Source organism: Cryomorpha ignava, assembly GCF_010686655.1.
Taxonomy (GTDB): domain Bacteria; phylum Bacteroidota; class Bacteroidia; order Flavobacteriales_D; family Cryomorphaceae; genus Cryomorpha; species Cryomorpha ignava.
In genome coordinates this window covers 16,779-39,641 of the sequence record NZ_JAAGVY010000009.1, presented here as the reverse complement: position 1 = coordinate 39,641, position 22,863 = coordinate 16,779, and the positions used below count along the sequence as shown (strand labels likewise).

Below are 22,863 nucleotides of genomic sequence, written 5' to 3'. Positions count from 1 at the left end.
CTTAAAGCCCATGACATTAAAATACATATTCGGGATTCTAATCATTGGCTTTCTGGTTGCATCGTGCACTGACGACACTACTGAAGATATTTCTGCCAATCCCGGCTATACCTATTTCCCAATTGAAATCGGAACTTATGTGGTTTACAAAGCTGATTCAATTTATCACGATCAGCCGCTTGCCAATGTGCAGGGTATCCATGATACAGCTCATTTTTTTGTAAAAGAATTGATAGATTCTGTCTTCACAGATGCGTCCGAAGAAGAGAGCCAGCGCGTATTGCGCTACAAGCGAAATACCGATGCAGATCCTTGGGTTTTGAGTGATGCCTGGTATGCAAAACGAACTGCCAGCAATGCGCAGCGCGTTGAAGAAAACAGACGCTATGTAAAATTGGGGTTTCCCATTTCGCCATTTAGCAACTGGAACGGCAATGCCTTAAACGATCTGGACGAATGGCGGTATGAATACGACAGCCTCTACATGGCGCGGACAGTAGGAGATTTAGCATTTCCAAAAACAATAACCGTAACAGAACGCAATTTTTTAACCGAAGTAAATGATGAGTTTGCCTATGAAATATATGCTGAAGATGTCGGTTTGATTTTCAGACATCATAAGGTATTGTTTACAAGGCCGTCATACTTAAACAATCGAGTGGCACAAAACATTATATCAGGATATGAATACAAATGGGAAATTGTGGATTATGGGATGGAATAGACTGTCGTTGATCTTTATTGCTTTGTTTTTACTTCCGATCGCAATCCAAGCGCAGGTCGCCAATAACCGCTTCCTGGTCTATTTTACCGATAAGGCCAATACACCTTTTTCGCTTTCACAACCTGAAGCATATCTCTCTCAACGCGCAATAGAAAGACGTATTAATCAGAATATTGCCATTGATTCACTCGACTTGCCGGTAGACCCCGCATACATTCAAGCTGTGCAAAATCTCGGCGATGTAGAGATACTATTTCCTATAAAATGGATGAACGCCATTTTAATAGAAACCACCGATCCTGCTGTTATTCTGGGTCTCAATGCACTTTCGGGTTTTGACCGGCTAGAGGTGAGCCGCGTTTTGATCAACACAGATGAATTGATCTTTAAACAGCCAATGCTTCCCAAAAGCGATGCCGACTACGGCCCTTCGCTCAATCAGATAGAAATGCTAAACGGACTCACTTTACACAGCGATGGATTTCGCGGTGAAGGCAAATGGATAGGTGTGCTCGATGGCGGATTTACACACGCTCCCAATGCATGGGTGCTCGACTCACTCTTTTTAAATAATAGAATTATAGGAACTAAAAACTTTGTAGATGGCGATGACGGGGTTTACGAGCGAAGCTCTCATGGAACTTATGTGCTTTCTACCATGGCAGGTTGGCAGATAGATAGCCTTATAGGTACGGCACCCAAGGCATCTTACTTTCTGGGAATTACCGAAGATGTAACTCAGGAACGAAGAATTGAAGAAGTATTTTGGGAAATAGGAGCGGAGTATGCCGATAGTTTGGGTGTAGATATTATAAATACATCTTTGGGCTATACCACTTTTGATGTAATAGACGATAATTATACTTACGCTGATATTGATGGAAATACTGCCTTAATTACCCGGGCATCAGATATTGCAGCTTCTCGTGGTATGCTTATCGTAACGTCTGCCGGCAATGAGGGAAATAATCAATGGTATTACGTAGGCGCTCCCGCTGATGGCGACAGTGTTTTAACCATTGGCTCTGTTGACGCATTTGGAGACGCATCAACTTTTAGCTCGCGTGGCCCCACCTTTGATGGAAGAGTTAAACCAAATGTGATGGCCCAGGGTGGGCTTACGGTAATTTCTGATTTAGACACCGGTATTAAAGTCGGAAACGGTACTTCGTTTGCCTCGCCTGTGCTCGCCGGTATGGCAGCCTGCTTGTGGCAAGCCTTTCCAGATGCTACGGCATGGCAAGTATTTCGAGCCATTGAGCAAAGCGCCAGCCTATTCGAAATGCCAAACGACTCAATGGGTTATGGTATTCCCGATTTTGAAATTGCGCGCGTACTTTTGGGTCAGGTTTTGGATGTTAATTCGCCTGAGGTCGCAAAGAGAAACAATGCATTTATGCTTTATCCTAATCCATACAGTGAAGGATTATTACATGCAGAGCTGAATCCTGAACTTTCATTTCCGATAAGCCTTGCCGTGCTATCATCGGTTGGAAAGGTCACTTCGAAATCAGATAAAATTGCAGATAAGTTAGCTCTTGAGCAGAAACTCACCCAAAATATGATTGGTTTAGCATCAGGGGTTTATGTTATCCTTTTGCAGGATGCTAAAAGACAGGCCTTTGCCTCTAGGCTTATCAAAAGGTAATTTTTCACACCCTTTCGGTAATATCTTCTTAGAAGTTTTTAAAATCAGATGGCCTTTTTTTCGCTCTTTTGAGCTATGAGTCCTGTAGCTATTATTGCGCTTATCGCCGCGTATTTTCTTGCCCTTATTTTAATTGCCAGAATTACATCGCGCAAGAGCGATAACAATTCATTTTTTGTAGGCAATAGAAAGTCTCCCTGGTATATCGTCGCATTTGGAATGATTGGCGCCTCGTTAAGTGGCGTTACTTTTATATCTGTTCCCGGTTGGGTAGGCGCATCGCAGTTTTCGTATATGCAAATGGTGCTGGGGTATGTACCCGGCTATATAGTTATCGCATTTGTGCTTCTGCCGCTTTATTACAGGCTTCAGCTTACATCAATCTATACTTATCTCAATGGTCGATTTGGTAGAAAATCGTATAAAACAGGAGCTTCCTTTTTCCTGCTTTCACGAATAATAGGTGCATCGTTTCGCCTTTATTTGGTAGCCATTGTATTGCAATTTGCAGTATTTGACCGGCTGGGAATGGAAGTGCCTTTCGTGGTAACTGTTCTTATTACCATCGCGCTTATCTGGCTCTACACCTTTCGCGGAGGCATTAAAACAATAATTTGGACAGATACCCTTCAAACGGCATTTATGCTTCTAGCTGTAGGTATAAGCGTTTATGCCATTTCAAACGCACTTGGGCTTGATGCCAATGGATTGATTGAAACCGTAAAAAATAGCGAGTACAGTCAGATTTTCTTTTTCGACGACCCCAATGATCCGCGGTTTTTCTTCAAGCAATTCTTTGCAGGTATGTTTATCACCATTACCATGACCGGCCTTGATCAGGATATGATGCAAAAGAATTTGAGCTGCAAAAACCTGCGCGATGCCCAGAAAAATATGCTTTCATTTACCATCGTTCTGGTATTTGTCAATTTGGTGTTTATGACCATGGGTGCCTTGCTCTACATCTTTGCAGGCGCAAAAGGAATTGAGCTTCCCGCAAAAGCCGACGAACTTTACCCCATGCTGGCAGTAGATGGATATCTGGGAGCTTCCGTAGGAATACTCTTTGTATTGGGGCTTATCGCAGCAGCTTATTCAAGCGCCGATTCTGCTCTCACAGCACTTACAACTTCATTCTCAATAGATATTCTGGAAGTTGAGAAAAAAGCAGAAAACATCGCAAAACGCATTCGCCAAAGAGTACATATAGGAATGTCTATTGTGCTCGTTTTCGTTATCATGCTCTTTAGGATCATCAACAACGATTCTGTTATTTCGCAGCTCTTCACCGCCGCCGGATACACCTACGGACCCTTGCTCGGCCTCTATGCCTTTGGTCTGTTTTCAAAGCGACAAGTCCGCGACAACGATGTGCCGTATATCGCCATTGCCTCGCCAATTATCTCATTTGTTTTAGATTATTGGTCGGCCGATATTTTTGGTGGGTACGAAATCGGTTTTGAAATTCTAATTATCAATGGTGCCATTACCTATCTGGGATTATTTATCAGCAGCATCCTGAAAAAGGATGCGCCGTCCTCGTAGAGACGCATTGCATGCGTCTCCGCAATGTTTGCGTCTCCGCAATGTTTGCGTCTCCGCAATGTTTGCGTCTCCGCAATGCATGCGTCTCCAAAATGTTTGCGTCCATGAAATGCCAGTCGTCTCCGCAATGCCGGCGAATCCGCGATCCCCAGCGTCCATGACCTGTATATATTTTAGTCAATCCTGTTAAATAAAAGTAAAATAGACCTAGGCAAAATCCGATTTGTACTGTGGCACGTTACTAATGTGAACCCAATAAATTATATCATATGAGAAATTTTACTAAGAATATTTTTACGATTGTTGCCATATTATTGGCAAATGGATTGTTTGCCGGCCATTTGAGCGGCAAGCTTTTGTTTTCTACCCGACTGTCGGGCGCAAATGAAGTGCCTGCTGTAAGCACCGATGCTACAGGTGTAGGATCGTTTTTCTTAAACGAATCACGTGATTCGCTTTGTATTACGGTTACAGCTGTTGGCTTGAGCGGAACCATTACAGGAGCTCACATTCATCAGGGTATGCCGGGAACAAATGGAGGCGTCCTTGTTGGATTTACCGACGATGTTCAAGGTAATTCAATTAGTACGTCAATTACCGGCGATGATATTACTACCGAACTTCTGGAAATGATGCTTGCCGGTGAGCTCTACTTCAATATTCATACTGCCGACAATCCCGGTGGTGAGATTAGAGGACAGATTGCACTGGAAACGGACAATGCCTTTCATGCTGTATTAAACGGCTTGCAAGAAAATCCTCCTGTATCGACTGATGCAAGTGGTATCGCCATTTTCAACGTTAGCAAAACGGGAATGATGGTAACTTATAATGCAGTGGTATCAGGACTTTCAGGCCCTATTACCGGAGCTCATTTGCATATAGCGCCTGCAGGTCAAAATGGAGATGTAGTAGTGAGCCTTACAGATGATGTAGTTGGGAATGTAATTTCAGGTCAGTTTGATCCTACTTCCGTAGATGGATTGGTAGACGATATGCTTGCCGGAAATGTTTATCTAAACGTACATACAGCCGAAAACCCTGGTGGAGAAATCAGAGGCCAACTAAAATTTGACAGAAAACTGTCAATGGATGCTGTGATCAATACAGAGCAGGAAATTCCTGTTCCAACAGGCTCTAGCGCCAATGGATTGGGATGGGCTAGTTTGAACTATTCAATGGATACGCTTTTTTACCGCGTTCAATTAGATGGTCTTTCAGGCCCTGTTACTGGTGCACATTTTCATGATGGTGCAATAGGTGTTACAGGCGGTGTATTGATTGCTCTTACTGATGACGTAGATGGAAATGTTATAGATGGTTTTGCCACTGGAGCAGCCTTGTCAACAGAAAACATCAATAAGTTTTTATCAGGTGGTATCTACATCAATGTACATACTGACTTAAACGCAGGCGGCGAAGTACGTGGCCAGGTCTACAAAGCAGTGCGCGAGGGTTATACCGTAAATCTTTCGGGCGATCAGGAAGTGCCAGATTCTGAATCAAATGCAACAGGTTCTGGTATTGTTAGTATCGACAGAGATCAGTCTAATGCACACTTTATGATAGCGTACAACGATCTTTCAGATGCACAAACTATGTCGCATTTTCACGCAGCTCCGGCCGGTGAAAATGGAGGCGTGATTTTTACGTTGAGTTCGTTTTTCGATCAAACAAATAGCTATGATGCAGCATTTGGATACTGGACCAATAGCGATGATACGCCTTTTGACGCAGCTGCGGCAATGGCTTTTCGTGAAGGAAATGTTTATGTAAATGTTCATACTAGTGAGGTGCCTTCCGGTGAAATACGCGGACAAGTTACCCGCCAGTCAATTTGCAGCCAGGGAACTGTTGGAATATTTGAGATTCAGCAAAAAGCGGCTTTAAACGTATATCCAAACCCAAGTTCAGATTTTGTGAATGTTGATTTATCAGCTGTTCCAGTTGGGAATTACCAAATGGTTATTTCAGATATTACCGGTAAGGTAGTTCAGAATATGACCGTAAATTCCAACACCCAAAATGCATTGACATTGCCCATTGCTGATTTGAATTCAGGTATTTATATTCTGTCTGTTTTTGGCGATATCACCACGTTTAGCGCGCGGTTGATCAAACAATAATACTCCATTGACGGGTCGTACAGACGCAATGCATTGCGTCTGTACCATGTCGCGTCTCTACCATGTCGCGTCTCTACCACGTTGCGTTTCGACAATAAAAACCGGGCGTGTCGCAAATTATGCGACACGCCCATTTTTTTACCAATCAAAAAACGATATCCCCAAACCAACGGTTGTTTGTTTGTGATTGTAATCTATTAAGGTTTCGCCATATCCTGTAAAAACCTGCAGGTGAAACCGTAGGTTTGCCTTTACAGGAAATACATAATTTAGCTGTAGACTCCCTCTATTCAGACTATTAAAGGGCTGTTTTATAACGGCGTAAACGGTTTGCTTCTTGAACTGATACGAAACGTTTATTTCGGCGCGGCCAATATAGTTTGAGATCTCCGGATTTTGATCGTCGTCATTGTCGGGAATTCTAATCCAGGGTTTGAGATTTATTTGCCAGCCGTCGCGTTCAAATGCAGCATTAAAAAATATCCTGTTCCAGCTTCGAGATTGAGGAAGGTCTTTTCCATTTGACTGATGGTTAAATCCTCCACCAAGCAAGCGCAAATCAAAGCCCAGAGCCTGCATTCTCATCGGGAAAACAAGCATAAGCTCGGGTTCGTAATTCAACTCTCTGAATGGCCGCGAGATTTCGTTATTGTAAATTTGCCAATACGCCGTTTGGGTAAATCCCGCCCATAAATCGCCATAATCGCCAAAAATTCCCTGCCAAAGTTTACTTTTTAAGCTGATTTGAAATTTGGCTTCGAAACTATTCAGGTTTACGGTATCCATAGAAGTATAGTCCGGATTTTCGCTGTATGGATCGGTATTTGGCGAACTGCTCCACCGCGCAAGCGAAATGTATATAGGCTTATACGATTGAATTCTGAAAGTCCCCTTTCTACTTTCCTCGTCGAGTTCCCACTTTTGGGTAAGCGTTTGCGATGTAATCTCCCAGGTATTGTTCAGCGGCGACTGCCCGTTTCCCGAAAGGGCATAAAACAAAACTACAGCGATGTATAGCGTTTTTTGAAGAAAGGAATTGAAAATAGACATTTGCGCTTATGGCTGCCTCTTATTTGAAATGAAATTTGAGTGCGCGAAATTAGTTGAAATTAAATACGAATCAGAAATCTATTTATCTTTTCTGTGCGTAGCTAAATTGGTTAAGGTTAAAAAACCGGTTATTTTAATCGTGTTTTTTGGTTAAGGTAGGGGCGCCCTGCGTCCCTACCAACCTTTTAAAAAGTCGAGCAAGCCACTATGAATCAGTCTATTGTCGCAAAATATTGTTTGGGTTTCAATAAAGTCAGCACCATTTTTAAAGCTTGACACATTACCACCTGCTTCGCGAACTATTACTGCTCCGGCCGCCACATCCCAGGCATTTAAACCGTATTCGTAGAACGCCTCAAACCTGCCGCAGGCCACGTAAGCCATATCAAGCGCGGCAGAACCCAGTCGGCGCATTCCGCGCGTGTTAGCGTTTATTTCCAGAAGGATATCTAAATATTGTTTGCCGCGATCTCGATTGTCATAGGGAAAACCAGTTGCAATAAGCGATTTTTCGAGTTCAGTTTGTGCAGAAACTTTTATAGGTGTTCCATTTAGGGTAGCACCTTTTCCTTTTTCGGCGGCAAAGCACTCATCGCGGGTGGGGTCGTAAATAACGCCGAGAATCAATTCGCCATTTCGCTGCAAAGCCACACTGGTGCAATAGCAGGGAATGCCGTATAAATAATTGGTAGTACCGTCAAGCGGATCGATAATCCAATTGTCTGTTTTGCCCACTTTTGTGCTGGTTCCTTCTTCGGCAATAAACCCAGAGTGAGGGAGAAGCTTTGAAAGAAAATCTACAAAACGCTGCTCGGCTTCCTTATCTGCACGAGAGACCATATCGTTGCTGCGGCCTTTGTATTCTATTTCGCTTTCACGAATTTTTGCCTGTTCGTATTTCAGAAATTGGCCTACTTCACGGCTTATGGCAATGACCTGTTCAAGTAAATTAGACATATTGCGGCTCGTTTATCAGCTGTATTTTTCCAACGCCATCGCTGTCTATGGATTCAAGTTTTACCGTTTTGATTTTATTGATTAGACTTTCGTCGAATGGTGTTTTCACCTTTACGTAATTCTTTGTAAAACCATACATCTGACCCCCATTTTCTTCAGCTTCAAAAAGTACTTCGCTCGTTGCATTTAACTGACTTCCGTAAAATGCTTTTTGCTTTTTTTCCGAAAGAATGCGCAGCATTTTATTTCGCTCCTGTCTTGTTTCAATAGGTACTACGGCATCAATGCGCAAGGCTGTGGTATTGGGTCTTTCCGAATAGGTAAACACATGCAGATACGAAATGTCGAGGTCGCGTAAAAACAAGTATGTATCGTTAAAATCGGCCTCGGTTTCGCCCGGAAAACCAACGATTACATCTACGCCGATGCAGGCATTAGGCATAAGGCGCTTAATGGTTTCAATTCTATCTCTATATAAATCAGTGCGATACCGGCGGCGCATAGCAGTTAACACACTATCTGATCCTGATTGTAGCGGAATGTGAAAATGCGGAACAAACTTTTTGCTCTCCGCTACAAAGGTGATAATTTCATTTGTCAGCAGGTTGGGCTCAATGCTCGAAATGCGGAATCGCTCAATGCCATCCACCAGTTCGAGTTCGCGGAGCAAATCAATGAGATTCTCATCAGTACCATGGCCAAAATCGCCGATATTGACTCCCGTAAGCACTACTTCTTTTGCTCCGGCATCTGCAGCTTCGCGTGCTATTTTTAGGGTCTCTTCCACATTGGCGCTACGTGAGCGCCCGCGGGCGAGCGGAATGGTACAAAAAGCGCAGAAATAATTGCATCCATCTTGCACTTTGAGGAAAGTACGCGTGCGATCGCCCGATGAAAATCCGGGAACAAATTCTCGGGTATGCTTAATGGCTCTGGCTGCCGTTTGATTCTTTTCGCTTATGGCGTCGCTTTCCAAATATGCCGCAACATTAAATTTCTCTTCGGCTCCCAGCACAAGATTCACCCCTTCTATCTCTGCAATCTCGCCCGGCTTCAGCTGTGCGTAGCATCCTATTACGATTACCACAGCTTCGGGATTTACGCGCAAAGCCTTGCGTACAATGCTCCTGCATTTCTTGTCGGCATTGTCTGTAACCGAGCAGGTATTGATAACAAAAACATCGGGATTGTCGTCAAATTTCACCCGCGCGTATCCGGCATCTGTGAGCTGGCGCGCAATGGTAGAAGTTTCCGAAAAATTTAACTTACAACCCAGCGTGTAAAACGCTACTTTTTTAAACTGGAGCATGGCGCAAAGGTACAACCCAGAGTGCTTATGTGAAAGGGATGGAGCAGATATTCGTTGGTGTGGATTTAATCTGCTGGCAATGCTGATTCCTTGATGCTGGGACAGCACATATAGACCTAGCCGAGATTTAACCGCATTGATTGAAAAATGCAGTATTTCATTCTATAAATGTAATGGATAAATTATCTTGGCCGTGGAATTGACTCTAAATCAAATTGCTTTAATATTTGGACTTGTGGAAAGCTGGGTTAATTTTGGGAGATGGGTTGGCTGATTTTTTTTTTATAGGACTGATATTCCGCGAGGAAGGGTTTGAGTGCGGTAATAAGAGATATAGTCAACAAACTGATGGGAACTCCGAAGAAAGTTTAAGGATTAAATTAAGTAAAGACCTTGAGTTCATGGCAAAGTTTTATAAAGAGGAGCAACGACAAAAAAAATTCCGAAAGGAAAGCGAATTTATTTTGCGCCTTTGGAAAATTGCATTTCCTTGTTGCGCAGAGACATACATTTTTGAATCTGAAAGTTAATCGAAAAAAAAGTGATATAGATTTTAACGAAGAATGCAAACCTAATGAAGACGACAAGAAACGGCGTTTACCAGTTAATAACGGAGACTCCTTAGACAAATGCCACCGACCTTCCTCATACTTCTTGGACTTATAATTTATATTGGGCTAGCATCGGTAACATTGGTTGTATTTGCTCCTATGTTGCTCATTGACAGTAAAAAGTTATTGGCCAAAAAAGTTATTCTGACAGTTTTAATTTCATTTCCTTGTTTACTGGTGATGGGACTTTTATGTGTAATCATTTTCTTAATTCCAGCACTTGTATTCTTTTGGTTGGCCAATGGTGGTTACATTCCAAAGACACCAATAATAATTTTGGGAATTATTGGAGCTTTGGTTTTTGTAAGTTCGGTTGCCACAACTTCATTGTATCTCTGGTTTTTTATGAGCAAAATTATTTTCAAGCGACTTGACAATAAACCGGTTTCAGAATTTCTAGACAATGACAAAGTTTTTAAATTCCTGCGAGAATATTTCATTAAATTGAAACTTTACAATCCTGGATATTGACAAAAAGTACTCAAATGAATAGAATGATACTTGTGGTTACATTGCTAGAAAAGAGAATATCCAAACTTCTTTCTAGAATAGTAATGATCACATTGCTGTCTTGCGGACTTATGTCATGTTGGTTTCCTTGTGCTCCTGCAGTGAATGGACATGTAAAAGAAGATTTGACAGGCGAACCATTAGATAGCGTGAAAATTGAATTTTTCGAAGAGGGCATTCTTATCCAAACGATTTACACGGACACCACAGGATCTTTTTCATTTGACATGGAATCGGAATCTGTTTTTTTTACCAGAAAATGTGGAAGAGAATTTACTCTGATTTTTGAAAAACCAGCATTTGACCAACAAGAGTTTAATGACGAAGCTCCTAAAGTGGGAATTCAAATTAATCTAAAATAACAACTGGTGCAACACTGCGTAAAAAAACATTCGGGATCTCGCTAAAAAGAAGATGATTACCTTCAACATAAATCACAGAGCAATGTCAAGTAAAGTGCTCCAAAAGCACCATGTTTCTTAACGTAAGCTTTGAGGCTGATCCAAAAAATAACAAAACAAATGAAAACATCACTTCTTACAACAATAATCTTTACTGCCTCTTTAACATACGGACAAACAACGTTTCAAAAAACTTACGGTGGAACTGATAACGACTTTGGATTATCAGTGGAACAAACTACTGACGGAGGATTTATTCTTTTTGGCCAGACAACCAGCTTTGGTAGCGGAGCACAAGACATGTATCTCGTTAAAACTGATAATCAGGGAAATGAGCAATGGTCACAAACATATGGAGGGGCTAATTACGAATTTGGAATATCCGCAAAGCAGACAATAGATGGCGGATACATTCTTTGCGGTGCCTATTCAGGCTTAGTCAATGATTCTTTGGCACTTATTAAAACCGACCCAATCGGAAATGAAGTTTGGAGTAAACGATACAGCGGTACACCAAACAGAGATGTTGGACAATTTGTGCAAGAAACCTCTGACGGAGGATTCATTGCTGTAGGTTTCACAGGGCCAGCTTTTAACGAACATATCTACATGGTAAAAACTGACAGCAACGGCAATGAAGAATGGAGCAAGGTTCATGTAAGCACAGGTAGAGAGTTAGCAGTTGGTGTTAGACAAACAAGTGATGGAGGATATGCACTGATTGGTGAAACCAATAGCACTGGTTTTGGTGGCAAAGATATGTTGTTGGTCAAAACCAATAGCGCTGGTGACACCATCTGGACAAAGACTTTTGGAACGTCAGCTGACGAAATTGGAAGGTCTCTTTACTTAACAAATGACGATGGCTTCATTTTGCTTGGATATGAGGATTTTTTAGGAGGAAATTTATTTTTGGTAAAAACGGATGCATTAGGAAACGAGCAGTGGAGTAATTATTATGGCGGTGTTGGAAGAGATATAGGTAACTCGCTGCAGCAAACTACAGACGGTGGATATATACTTGCAGGAAGAAAAGAAAATATAATAAGCGGCAACAATGATATGTATTGTATCAAAACTGACAATGCAGGAGAAATGGAATGGAATAACATTTTTCCAAGTGGAACAATGAGTGATGCCAATTCGGTGCAGCAAACCACCGATGGAGGCTACATTATGCTTGGGTCAACCGCCGACACAATTGGGGGTCTAGACATTGATATGTATTTGGTGAAAATTGACGGGCTTGGATTGGTTTCAATTTATGATAAGAGCTTGCAGTCATTAAACGCTTTTGCATATCCAAACCCATTTACTGAATACGCCACCATTGAATTTGATGATGCAAAAAATCGGGAATTTTCAATGAGGCTTTTAAACGGTCAGGGAAAAATTATTAGAACAATCCACTCTATAGCAGCCGGACAAATTAGAATTGAAAGGGGGAATTTAGCAAGTGGACTTTATATTTTCCAACTTTTGGCAGAAGGACAGTTAGTTGCTTCTGGCAAATTGATCATAAAATAAGGCAAATGGCGCCAATAAAGTGTATAAAATATTCTGACAGAGGTAGTCGAAATCTCTCAGAGAATTTTAATCTCCATTGTTGAATTGACATGAAAAACATAGATAAAAAAAGTTTGGAAAAGGCTTATCTTTTGTTTGAATCAGGCGATATTGACAATATTGAAATTGGCACTACTAAGAGTCTTCAAGAAATATACAACTATCTTTTTCTTAACGTTTTGGAATTGAGAAGTTGGCTTTGTGCAAATTTAACCGATGAAATTGAGAACCACGATATTATTTTTAAGGGTATTGACCAATCCTATTATTATGAAGGATCTGAGAAAGGAGACGATGGTGAATAATAAGATTCACTCATTATAGGAGTTAAAAATTGGTGTTTACCGCCGCCCAGACGATTCACTGTTCCTTTTTTTCCGGATAAATTCGCTTTCGTTTTTGATTTGTATTGAACATTTCTATCTTTCACCGTGCGATTGATTTCCATACTGCTCGTTTTGTTTCTTATCGCTTGCGCGGAAGAACCAACCCCCAATATGAAATGCATCATGGTGAGAGCTTCGGCGTACAACAGTGTGCCCTATCAAACACGACCTGGAAGTTCTGGAACCATTACAGCCTGGGGCGATACCTTGGTTGATAGCATTCCTTCAATCGCCGTTTCCAGAGACCTGATAGATAGCGGACTCACTTACGGCACCATGGTAAAAATTTACGGCTACCGCGAAAAGTTTGTGGTAAACGACAAAATGAACCGCCGATACCGCAACAAAATCGATATCCATTTTGGAAAAGATATTCGCGCTGCTCGAAAATTCGGAATTAAAAAAGGTGTCGAAATTTGTTGGGAAGTACCTGATTCAACCTTTCGTAAAACTTTAGAGGAATAGAATATTTAAAAGCATTTTGAAATGTTCAATAAAATGTAAGTTGATAGGTATTGGCGCGGTGCACTTCCATTTAGGGATCTAATCTCTTTACACATTGTCAAGTAAAATTAATTTTCCACTTTTAGACAATACAATTATCTGGCTATCAACATCTTCCCGCACCCGTGCATTCCTCTCGGCAAAATGCCTCGTCGGATGCAGAAAGGGCACCACCGCACACCTCTTGTAAGGGATTAATTGTATTCATAAAACAGCATCTCACCACGATCCGGAGGTAAACTGAAAATTTGCTTCTCATGGAACATTAAAGTGTGCGTTGGAAGCTCCCCTTCAGGGGCCTAATCTCTATACACATCGTACTCGAAATTGTCTTTAGGTGTTCAGACCTTATAAATCGCTGTTCATCAAAGCTTTACCGCGCCCTTGCATTCCTCTCGGCAAAAAGCCTCGTCGGATGCAGGAAGGGCGCCAACGCTCATTTCACCCACGAGACCATTTTTATCATTTAAATCAACCTATCTACGAAGTCCTCGTGTCATGAAATTCAAGGTTTCAAATGGAACCATAGACCGTGCGGAGGCAGCTCCCCTTTAGGGGCTGGGGGTGTGTGCAGGCATTGATTCACAGACAATTAAATTGATTTATAAGTCAAAGGATTCAAAGGCAGAAAAAAGATGTGTATGGAGATTAGTTCAGGGGCCGGGGGTGCGCGGTAGCATTGATTTACAGTAATTTGTTTAGTTCAGAGAAAGTTTGATGAGATGACATTTCTACTAAATTAAAACTAATTCACTCTCAAACTACTTCAAATAAATAAAGATCAAAAAAGATGTGTATAGAGATTAGTTTAGGGATTGAGGGCGCGCGAGGGCAGGGGATAATCCATGTATAGGTTCCATAGAATAAATATATTGCAATTATTTGTAAAATATAAAAAGTGAGAAATTACAATCATTACGTATTAACGGTTTGTATGAAAAGAAAATACAACGATTGTCGGAAGCAAACATCTAACTAAATTCCATTTTCTAATTTCACATTGTTGAAAAACGCATCCGCAAGCTTTCTCAAATCTCATTTCCCTTCCTAAATTCGCGGTGTGCAAAGACTGATTTTATTATTTCTCATTTTAGGTAGCTTATCCTGTCAGCGAGGGAGGGAGCATGCTGACAAAATGATTTTCCGGTACAATGAGTCTGCCGGTGTTTCATCGTTAGATCCCGCTTACAGCCGCAACCTCGAGAATATCTGGGTCTGCAATATGCTATACAATGGCCTGGTAGAAATTGACGATTCGCTGAATATAAGACCCGCTATTTCCGATCGATGGACAATTGATTCAACAGGAACCGTTTACCGGTTTCACTTGCGTGATGATGTCTTTTTTCACGAAAGTGAAGCATTCCCAAATGGAGAGGGCAGGAGAGTAGTGGCGGGTGACTTTGTGTATAGCTTTAATCGCATTTTAGATCGAAAACTAAGCAGTCCTGGCTCTTGGGTTTTTGGTGCGGTTGCCACCGAAAAGCCGTTTAGAGCTATTGGCGACAGCATTGTAGAGATTCATTTAGAGAAGCAGTTTCCACCATTTTTGGGCTTACTTGGAATGAAATATTGCTCTGTTGTGCCACGTGAAGCCGTTGAGAAATACGGAGATGACTTTCGGAAAAATCCGGTGGGAACCGGGCCCTTTAAGTTCAATTTCTGGATTGAGAATACCCGATTGGTTATGCTCAAAAACGAAAATTATTATGAAACGGATAAAGAGGGAAATGCTTTGCCTTATCTCGATGCGGTGTCGGTTTCATTTATTCCCGATAAGAGCGCTGCCTATCTCGATTTGGTAAAAGGAAATTTTGACTTTATGTCGGGCTTGCACTCAAGCTATGCCGATGAGTTGATTACGCCCGATGGCGAGCTGGTGGAAATATACAGAGACCAGTTTTACTTGCAGAAGCACCCATTTCTGAAAACAGATTATCTTGGCTTTATGATCGACGACAGTCTGGCGGCCGGCAATCCCTGGCTGAATGTTGATTTGCGAAAAGCCGTAAACTATGCCATTAATCGGGTAGATATGGTGCGCTACCTTCGCAACAACGTTTACACACCGGGTACGGCAGGCTTTATTCCCAAGGGAATGCCCGGTTATCGCGCAAATTCCGGTTATAGCTTCAATCCTGATTCGGTGCGAGCCTGCATAGAGCGTGCCGGTTACGGAAATGGGAAAAAGCTTCCGATTCTTACGGTTAGCACCACATCAGATTACGTAGATCTCTGCGAATTTGTGCAGCACCAAGTCAGCCAATTCGGATTTGAAGTGAAGGTAGATGTACTGCCGGCATCGGTACACCGAGAGCTCACTGCTCGTGGCGATGTTGAGTTTTTTAGAAAGTCGTGGCTTGCTGATTATCCCGACGATGAGAATTTTATGGCCTTGTTTTACTCGCCTAATAAATCGCCCAAAGGGCCAAACTATACCCACTTTAGCGACCCGAGATTTGATAAGCTTTACCTCGATGCATTGGCCACAACAAATCAGCAAGAACGGAATACGCTCTATGCGCAGATGGATAGCCTCATGATGACAGAAGCGCCAATTGTACCGCTATACTACGATGTGGTTATGCGGTTTGTATCCAAAAAAGTATGCGGATTAGATCAGAGTCCGATTAGTGTGCTTGATTTGCGCCATGTGAAGATTGAGCTTGAGGAGTGAGTTTACAATAGGCAATTTTGCAATTTGCAACAGGCAATTTGCAATAGGCAATTTGCAATAGACAATATGCAATAATTAATTGGCAATAGGGATTTCAATATGCTCAATTGGGTTATACAGACGGGATGTGAATCATAGAACATTAAAACTATGCGGTGGATGCTCCTCTTTCGCCTAATCTCTATACTCATCATGGTTGATAATTATACCCGCTCCGTCGACAGTCGGGAGTGCGTATTCTAAGATTAATCCACCCTGCGGTTAATGTTGCAAATATGGTATGTATGTTATGTTTGGGAAATTGGCGACATTTAGGACACAGAACATGAAACATGTCCTGAATTAGCTATGCAACTTGTTTGTGGCAAAAGAGTTGATTATCACGACTCGCGACCAGAGACTCGCGACTCGAGACTCTTTCCTGATTAAACCGGATTTTATATTTAGAATTTTGATAAATTTCCAATCAATCTTCAGTAAAGACAATAACCTAAAGCACGGCCATTGTAACTCTTGCCTTTTCAACTCCTTCTACACTCAACCGCCTCCCCGGTGCACGCTCAAGTGCCTTCTCGTATTGCGCCGCTGCATCGTCATAGCGTTTTTGTACCATGAGCCAATCGGCGTAGAGTTCATTTACAGGCTTTTGAATTTCGGGGGGGCCGTAGCTAAAGCTCAGCGTGTCGGCAGTGGCAATAGCTTGTAACAGAAATTTTTCAGTGCTGTTATTATCGCCGGCTATCCACGCTTGTATGCCTTTCATTTGAAGCGATACCGCTTTCGCGGAAGCGATATCAGAAGGCATTGGCGCAGTGCGCTGCGTGGGAAGACAGAGCTTAAAGTCAACCGTGTCGAGGTATAGTGTCTGTCGGCGAATGTCATCATCTAAGGCGGTAATTGCGCTATCTATTCTTTTAGCGTTTTTATTTGAAAAAGCCACCATCGCATCATGAAACCTACATTTGGCATTGGCCATAATATTCAGGTCACTTACATCGACTTCTAGTTCGGCGAAAGCCTGGTTCCAATCTCCAGTGTCAACCAAATACTGGCCTTTCATTTCTGCCAGATACGATCGTGCACCTTTGGTAGGATCGTTTTCAACATACCTTATCATTTTCTGAAGCAACTCTGAAGCCTCATCAAAATTCCCTTTTTGAAGATAAGCGTATTGCAGCCACGAGTAGGCGTGGAAGCTCCGCGCTCCATCTTTGAGTCCTTTACGCTTCATTCGCTCTACACTGGCTTCGTATGCGTCAATATTGCTGGCTATCACCTTATCCCACATTCCTTTGGCGATAAAAATATGCGACGGCATGTGCAAGGCGTGGCTGGCTTCTGGAGCTACTTTTGCGTAAGCATTTGCAGCATCCATGGCGAGTTCTGCGTGTTCGGGATCGTCGTAGGCATGTATTACGTAATGCAAACCACCGGGATGATTCGGATTTGTTTTTAATATTTCGGCGGCTACTTTTCCGGCTTTTTCGAATGTTTTCTCGTCGCGCCCGTCGGCTACAGAACCGAGAAGAGATAAAGCGTAAAAGGCTGCAACTTCCTGGTTGTCGGGGTACTTTTTGTTTAGCGTTTCAAAATAATCGGCGTAGTTTTTATCGCGTATTTCTTTCGATTCGCCATCCTGATAAAGTACATCGAGCGAGGAGAGTAGATCTGATTCCAACTCTGAACCGGGCTTAGCATTTCGCCTTTCCCGTAAGGACAAAACGGCTTGTGCACTATCAGTAAATTGTGTTCGCCATAGCGGATGGTTGTAAGTCATGGCAAGACCCCAATACGCCATCGCCATAGATGAATCTTCTTTAAGCGCTCCCTGAAAAGCTTCGCGGGCATCGTCGTATTCAAAACTGTAAAGTAGCAATAGTCCATTTTCAAAATCGGCAATCGCTTCGGGCTTTCCGGACACTTCCAGATTGGCCACGCCGAGTTGTGAAGTTTGTTTAGGAGCTGGTGGATTTGAGCAGCTAAGCAGAAGGAGAACTGTGAGAAAAGAAATAGTCCGTACCATATTCTTGAATTTAGTCAAAGATAGGGATTTGGTTTTTGGTGGTTGATGGTTAGTGATTTGTTCTTGGTTTTTGGTTCTTGGTTTGTTCAAATTCAGGAATAAGGTCAATAAGAGAACTGATTAATTCTGCATCTTGTTGAAAGTGAAAGCTTTGATTCATATTCGAAAATTGTCTGGCGACAGATAGTTTAGCTATATATCTGTGGCGAAAAAAAAGGTTGCCACGAACTTAGCGCAGCGAGCTCACCGTAGGTAATGCACGAATAAGGTCAACAAGAGAACGGATTAGATTTAAATCTTGGTGAAGCTGGCTGCTTTGGTTCATATTCGAAAATTGTCTGGCGACAAATAGATTATGTATATATCTGTGGCGAAAAAAAAAGGTTGCCACTAATGCACGAATAAGGTCATTCAGAGAGGGGATTAATTTTTACAGCCTTGGATTAAGTCATGCTTTCAGCTGTATTTAATGACTTAAAGCTTGAGGCTTGCAGCTAAAAATCTAATACTCAACCATTATCTTACTCGCATCAGCACCAAGATCAATCAAGTGTCCTTTTATAGATTCCGAAAAGCCTTGAGGCCCACATAAGTAAAACTGGTGGTTCTTGATTTTGACATTTTCTTTGAGAAAAGCGTTGTCAACACGCCCGTAATAATAAGTCTTGCTGTTTTGCTTGCTTAACACAATGCTCAAATTATCGCCCAGATATCTGTGCAATTCATCTTTTAAGAAAATATCGTCTACTTTTTTGTTGGCAAAGATCAGCTCATTCCCATCTATTTTCCCATCCTGATTTAGCTGACGCAAAATGGCGACAAAGGGAGTAATGCCCGTACCACCAGCTATAAATGTTCCTGGCGATTTGTATTTGAAAGTATCAAATGGTTTGGTAATTGTGAGTTTATCACCAACCCGGCATTCAGAAAGCGCAAGGGTAGTGCCTTCATGCGAAGCATAAACTTTAAAAATTAGTTCAAGGTTATTTTGACCGTGACGACCTGTAAGTGTAAACGGACTGTCTTCAAGAATTACTGCGCTGTCTTTTATATTTACTTCTATGGCTTGTCCTGGTGTGAATTCAAAACCTTCTGGTCGTTCTAAGCGCAATCTTACCACGTCGTGGGTTAGGTTTTCTTTTTGTTGAATTTCTACTGTATAATCTAAATTGCTCATTGCTGTAAGGGTTTTAGATTTACAACAGGCAAAAAGTTGAGATGTTCCATGAATTGAAGTGAACTGTTGGTAAAAAGGGGAGAGTGGGTGATTTTTTTTTTCAATGGAAAACTCGCGCCACTCAAGAGGTTTCTCCAACCTTTCGGGTCGGCGAGAAATTGTATTTGCCGGAATTAAGTCAGATGATATGAAAACTGATTTCTTCGGTAGTTACGAAATCAACTATTTAATCTCAAAAGTATCTCCCGGAAGGTAAATATCAAGCTGTAACCCCCGTGCGCCGAGGCGACCATTCTTCTCTACTTTGCTTTTCTTGGGATTTGAGAAAACCAATACCTGCGATTCTCCAACTACTTCGGCCATTCCATTTTTTACCAAAATAGCTGTAGATTCGTCAATGCCTATACTAAGCATATCGGGATATTCAATCACTGCGCTAAGCAACCTATTGTGGCGGCTGCGCTTTACAAAATGCTGATCTATAATGGCGGTGGTAAGCATACCGAGGCCTGTAGCAGTTTCGATATTATCTGCTTCAATATTGCGGAAAGTAGATGAATAGTCGGGATGCTTAAGCTCGTTTCCGGTAATCATAACCTTGCTCATTACGGCAGCTCCTGCGCTTGTGCCCGCTACCATGCTGCCATTTGCGTAAGCATCGTGAATAGCTTTTTCAATATCGGTGCCGGTTACCACGTCCATAAATCTGCTCTGGTCGCCGCCAGAAATGTACACAAGGCGCGCATTGCGGATGGAATCTGTTTTAGCCTGATTTGGTTTTTCACCTTTTTCAAATTGTAGGCCGTAAACATTTTTATAGCCAAGCTCTGTGAACTGTTTTTTGGCATAAAACACCGATGTGTCAGGCTCTTCGCTGCTCATGGGTAAAATTACGGCGTAGCCTCCTTTATCAATGCCAGATTCGGTAGCTATTCGCATCACCATATCCACTGACCGTGAGCCGCCGCCAATAATAAATAAACTCCCCTTATCAATGTTTTGCTGTGCCGAACATGAATTTACGGTGCAGAAAACAATTAAAAAAGCCGTAATGAAATTACTGATTTTAAACATGGTGAATAGGATGTTTCGTTATTAAATAAACATACGATATTAAAAAATGAGCCGATCAAATAGACCGGCTCACAATAATTTATATTTCTTTTCCGAAGCTAATGCCTCTCGGACTGGAATCTGGTTGTATGTACCAGGCCTCCGCTTCTGAACCATCAAGATTGGCGCGCATAATTGTACCCGGGTTTCTATCGCCCCAGTAAATTTTGTTGCTTGCAGCCTCATAGGCCAGTCCGTAGACCACTCTTGAGATATTTGTCGCGAGGGTTGTAACATCGCCACCGTCTAAGTTGGCAGATTTTAATCTGATATCCCCCGTGTCAACATATTCATCGTAGTAAATGCGATCGTTAACAACGATAATACTTCCGCCTTCTACAGCGGGATTAAGCTCAGTCTCTCCGGTTCCGTCCAGATTTTTTCGCCAAAGACCACCGTTATAATTCACCCAATAGAGCGTGCGGTTGGTCAGATCAATGGCTACTCCATCAGGGTCGTTTGGCTGACCGGTTACAAAATCTTCTCTCTGACTTTGATCTTCTACGTCAAGGCTGGCTTTTTGAATTCCATTGCCGGTATCCCAATAAATTTCATTTTCCTGATAGTCAATACGCATCGCATTCGGAGAATCTACTCCAGATCTGAAAATGACGAAATTACCTCCATCTAAATCGCTTCGGTAAATAGCATTGGCTCCATAATCGCTGATGTAGAGTTTGTTGCTTACGGTATCTACAGTCATTCCATAAGAAGATTGCATTGAAACTCCAGCGAGCGGGGTAAAAATGGGTGTCTCAATCTGTTCTGAGGCAAGCGCTGCATATACAGCACCGCCGTCAGTAAAATAAACTCTGGTACCCGTCTCATTTGGATCTTTAACAACAATCGTTTTGCTTACCTGTTTAATTTCAAGTGATGATGAAGTAACTGCTACAAGATTTACGGTATAGGCGCCTGGCTCTTCATACACGTGTGTGGGATTTTCTTCTACCGAAGAATTCCCATCGCCAAAATTCCAGGTAAAAGTAGCCGATCCGGCATTTTCGGGAACGATACTTTCATTGGTGAAAACTGCCGTAGCAGGAGCAAAGCCATCATTATCTATGGTATACGAAAATTTGGGTACTGTACTCGCAGGCGGTACCGGAAAGTCATCATCCTCCTTACATCCATTCAGCGAAAGCGCTGCAATAAAAAGTATAAATACGTATTTAATATTTCTCATCAGATTTTTATTTTCTTAAAAACATACCGCGTGGGCTGCTCAATCCATCTTTCAGCACTTCTTTACCGGTTCCGTCAAGATTTGCTTTGGATATTTCATTTGAATCTCTTCCAGTCCAGTAAATTACACCTGCTTCATTGTCAATATCCATTCCGTAGATGCGCGTGCCATTGTCGTCAAAGGTTTCTTGTCCTGATCCGTCAAGGTTAGCCTTGATCAAGGTTTCTGAATTCTGTTCGTCGAAATAGATTTTGTCGTTTACTGTGTCAACTTTTATTCCGTAGCCGTACACGCCAGCTATCAGTACTGTAGGATTTGAGCCATCAAGATCTGCCACATAAAGGTCTTCTGCAATCACTTCGTAGAAGTACATTTTATTGTTTTCTACATCGAGGTCAATGGCACGCATTCCCCCGCCAGAGATGTTAACGATGCCAATTTCGACAGTGGAGCCATCCAGATTAGAACGTGAAATATTTCCCGCGTTATCAGTCCAGTAAATTTTTCCGTTTGAGAGGTCGAGTGCAATTCCATATGGATCGTCAATACCACCTACCAGTTCTTCCAATCCGGATCCGTCCAGATTAACGCGCCAGATTTTTCCTTCCATACCAACTTCAAAATCGCTAAAGTAGATTTTTGAATTGGCTGCGTCGTAAGCCATTCCAACTCCGGCCAACCCGGTCAAATCTAAAAATGGCGATACAGTGCCACTTCCATCAAGCGCTAACTTTTTGATAATTGTATTGCCATATTCAATAAAAAATATTTCTTTCGAAACTTCGGTGAGGCTTATTTCCTTTGATACGCTGCTTTCACCCTCTGCGCTTGTGGCAGTAAGTGTTACGGTGTAAGTCCCGCCGGTGCTGTACGAAAAAGTTGGATTCTCTTCCGTAGATGTAGAGTTTTGGGCATCGCCAAATTCCCAAAGATAAGAAGTAGCTCCTTCTGATGTGTTGGTGAATTGTATCGGTGTGTTAGATAGCAAGTTGTCAGCATTCTCTACAGTAAACGAAGCTCTCGGAATAATAGTGACAGTAAGGTTTTGAATGGTTGAACCACCCGCACCAGTAGATACGAGGCTTACTAGATAAACACCTACATTGTTGTACGATTTTTTAGGCGATACGGCGTTCGATGTTGTGCCATCTCCAAAGCTCCAGGTAAAGGCTGTAGCATTTTCTGATGAATTGGTAAATTGAATTTCTTCATTTACCATGGCGGTGGTTGGGTTGGCTGCAAATTTCGCTGCTGATTGCGGTGGCGTATCTTCTTCTTTGTCGCATGAAAAAAGCACGACTGCTGAAATAATTAACGCAAAAATGAAATATAACCTTGCTTTCATGTTGT

The 22,863-nt window shown here is 42.1% G+C and carries 18 protein-coding genes; 10 read left to right on the top strand and 8 right to left on the bottom strand.

Going from position 1 to position 22,863, the window contains the following annotated elements; translation table 11 throughout:
- The first annotated feature begins 10 nt into the window (after positions 1-10).
- The 4 genes from G3O08_RS06865 (at position 11) to G3O08_RS06850 (ending at position 6,043) form a co-directional block, all read left to right on the top strand.
- The gene (locus G3O08_RS06865) at positions 11-724 is read left to right on the top strand and encodes a hypothetical protein (RefSeq protein ID WP_163284221.1); all 714 of its coding nucleotides are present in this window, start codon (positions 11-13) and stop codon (positions 722-724) included.
- Positions 684-2,372, top strand: a complete 1,689-nt coding sequence (locus tag G3O08_RS06860) for a S8 family serine peptidase (protein WP_163284219.1) — start codon at positions 684-686, stop codon at positions 2,370-2,372. Before G3O08_RS06865 ends, G3O08_RS06860 begins: the two co-directional genes overlap by 41 nt.
- Before the next feature lie 75 nt (positions 2,373-2,447).
- Positions 2,448-3,917, top strand: coding sequence for a sodium:solute symporter (locus tag G3O08_RS06855; RefSeq protein WP_163284217.1), 1,470 nt, complete (start codon positions 2,448-2,450; stop codon positions 3,915-3,917).
- Positions 3,918-4,186: 269 nt separating this feature from the next.
- Entirely contained in the window at positions 4,187-6,043 is a 1,857-nt protein-coding gene (locus tag G3O08_RS06850) for a CHRD domain-containing protein (RefSeq protein ID WP_163284215.1), read from the top strand.
- A 138-nt stretch (positions 6,044-6,181) separates the two neighbouring features.
- Here G3O08_RS06850 and G3O08_RS06845 read toward each other — a convergent pair whose 3' ends face one another.
- From G3O08_RS06845 to mtaB, 3 genes are all read right to left on the bottom strand, one after another.
- A complete protein-coding gene (locus tag G3O08_RS06845) occupies positions 6,182-7,093 on the bottom strand; it encodes a phospholipase A (RefSeq protein ID WP_163284213.1) in 912 nt (303 codons plus the stop codon).
- 174 nt (positions 7,094-7,267) lie between these two features.
- A complete protein-coding gene (locus G3O08_RS06840; protein WP_163284211.1) occupies positions 7,268-8,050 on the bottom strand; it encodes an inositol monophosphatase family protein in 783 nt (260 codons plus the stop codon).
- Complete coding sequence (gene mtaB / locus G3O08_RS06835) at positions 8,043-9,359, bottom strand: tRNA (N(6)-L-threonylcarbamoyladenosine(37)-C(2))-methylthiotransferase MtaB (RefSeq protein WP_163284209.1); 1,317 nt, start codon at positions 9,357-9,359, stop codon at positions 8,043-8,045. Before mtaB ends, G3O08_RS06840 begins: the two co-directional genes overlap by 8 nt.
- Positions 9,360-9,988: 629 nt before the next feature.
- On the opposite strand from mtaB, the gene G3O08_RS06830 reads away from it, so the two are divergent.
- The 6 genes from G3O08_RS06830 (at position 9,989) to G3O08_RS06805 (ending at position 16,014) form a co-directional block, all read left to right on the top strand.
- A complete protein-coding gene (locus G3O08_RS06830; protein WP_163284207.1) occupies positions 9,989-10,441 on the top strand; it encodes a hypothetical protein in 453 nt (150 codons plus the stop codon).
- A 14-nt stretch (positions 10,442-10,455) separates the two neighbouring features.
- Positions 10,456-10,842: a hypothetical protein gene (locus tag G3O08_RS06825; RefSeq protein ID WP_163284205.1), complete on the top strand. Its 387-nt coding sequence runs from the start codon at positions 10,456-10,458 to the stop codon at positions 10,840-10,842.
- A gap of 159 nt (positions 10,843-11,001) precedes the next feature.
- Positions 11,002-12,408: a T9SS type A sorting domain-containing protein gene (locus tag G3O08_RS06820; RefSeq protein WP_163284203.1), complete on the top strand. Its 1,407-nt coding sequence runs from the start codon at positions 11,002-11,004 to the stop codon at positions 12,406-12,408.
- 89 nt (positions 12,409-12,497) lie between these two features.
- Positions 12,498-12,752 (top strand): hypothetical protein, encoded by a 255-nt coding sequence (locus G3O08_RS06815; RefSeq protein WP_163284201.1) that lies wholly within the window; start codon positions 12,498-12,500, stop codon positions 12,750-12,752.
- A 192-nt stretch (positions 12,753-12,944) separates the two neighbouring features.
- The gene (locus tag G3O08_RS06810) at positions 12,945-13,298 is read left to right on the top strand and encodes a 3D domain-containing protein (protein ID WP_239541038.1); all 354 of its coding nucleotides are present in this window, start codon (positions 12,945-12,947) and stop codon (positions 13,296-13,298) included.
- Between the two features lie 1,099 nt (positions 13,299-14,397).
- Positions 14,398-16,014 carry an ABC transporter substrate-binding protein gene (locus tag G3O08_RS06805; protein WP_317164045.1) on the top strand — a complete coding sequence of 539 codons (1,617 nt, stop codon included), beginning with the start codon at positions 14,398-14,400 and terminating at the stop codon, positions 16,012-16,014.
- Between the two features lie 490 nt (positions 16,015-16,504).
- Here the strand turns inward: G3O08_RS06805 and G3O08_RS06800 are convergent, their stop codons facing one another.
- From G3O08_RS06800 to G3O08_RS06780, 5 genes are all read right to left on the bottom strand, one after another.
- Positions 16,505-18,037 carry a tetratricopeptide repeat protein gene (locus G3O08_RS06800; RefSeq protein WP_163284197.1) on the bottom strand — a complete coding sequence of 511 codons (1,533 nt, stop codon included), beginning with the start codon at positions 18,035-18,037 and terminating at the stop codon, positions 16,505-16,507.
- A gap of 502 nt (positions 18,038-18,539) precedes the next feature.
- Positions 18,540-19,214: an FAD-binding oxidoreductase gene (locus G3O08_RS06795; RefSeq protein WP_163284195.1), complete on the bottom strand. Its 675-nt coding sequence runs from the start codon at positions 19,212-19,214 to the stop codon at positions 18,540-18,542.
- Positions 19,215-19,436: 222 nt separating this feature from the next.
- Entirely contained in the window at positions 19,437-20,288 is an 852-nt protein-coding gene (locus G3O08_RS06790; RefSeq protein WP_163284193.1) for a cyanophycinase, read from the bottom strand.
- A gap of 79 nt (positions 20,289-20,367) precedes the next feature.
- Positions 20,368-21,513, bottom strand: a complete 1,146-nt coding sequence (locus G3O08_RS06785) for a PKD domain-containing protein (RefSeq protein ID WP_163284191.1) — start codon at positions 21,511-21,513, stop codon at positions 20,368-20,370.
- A gap of 7 nt (positions 21,514-21,520) precedes the next feature.
- Entirely contained in the window at positions 21,521-22,858 is a 1,338-nt protein-coding gene (locus G3O08_RS06780; RefSeq protein WP_163284189.1) for a PKD domain-containing protein, read from the bottom strand.
- Positions 22,859-22,863 lie beyond the last annotated feature (5 nt).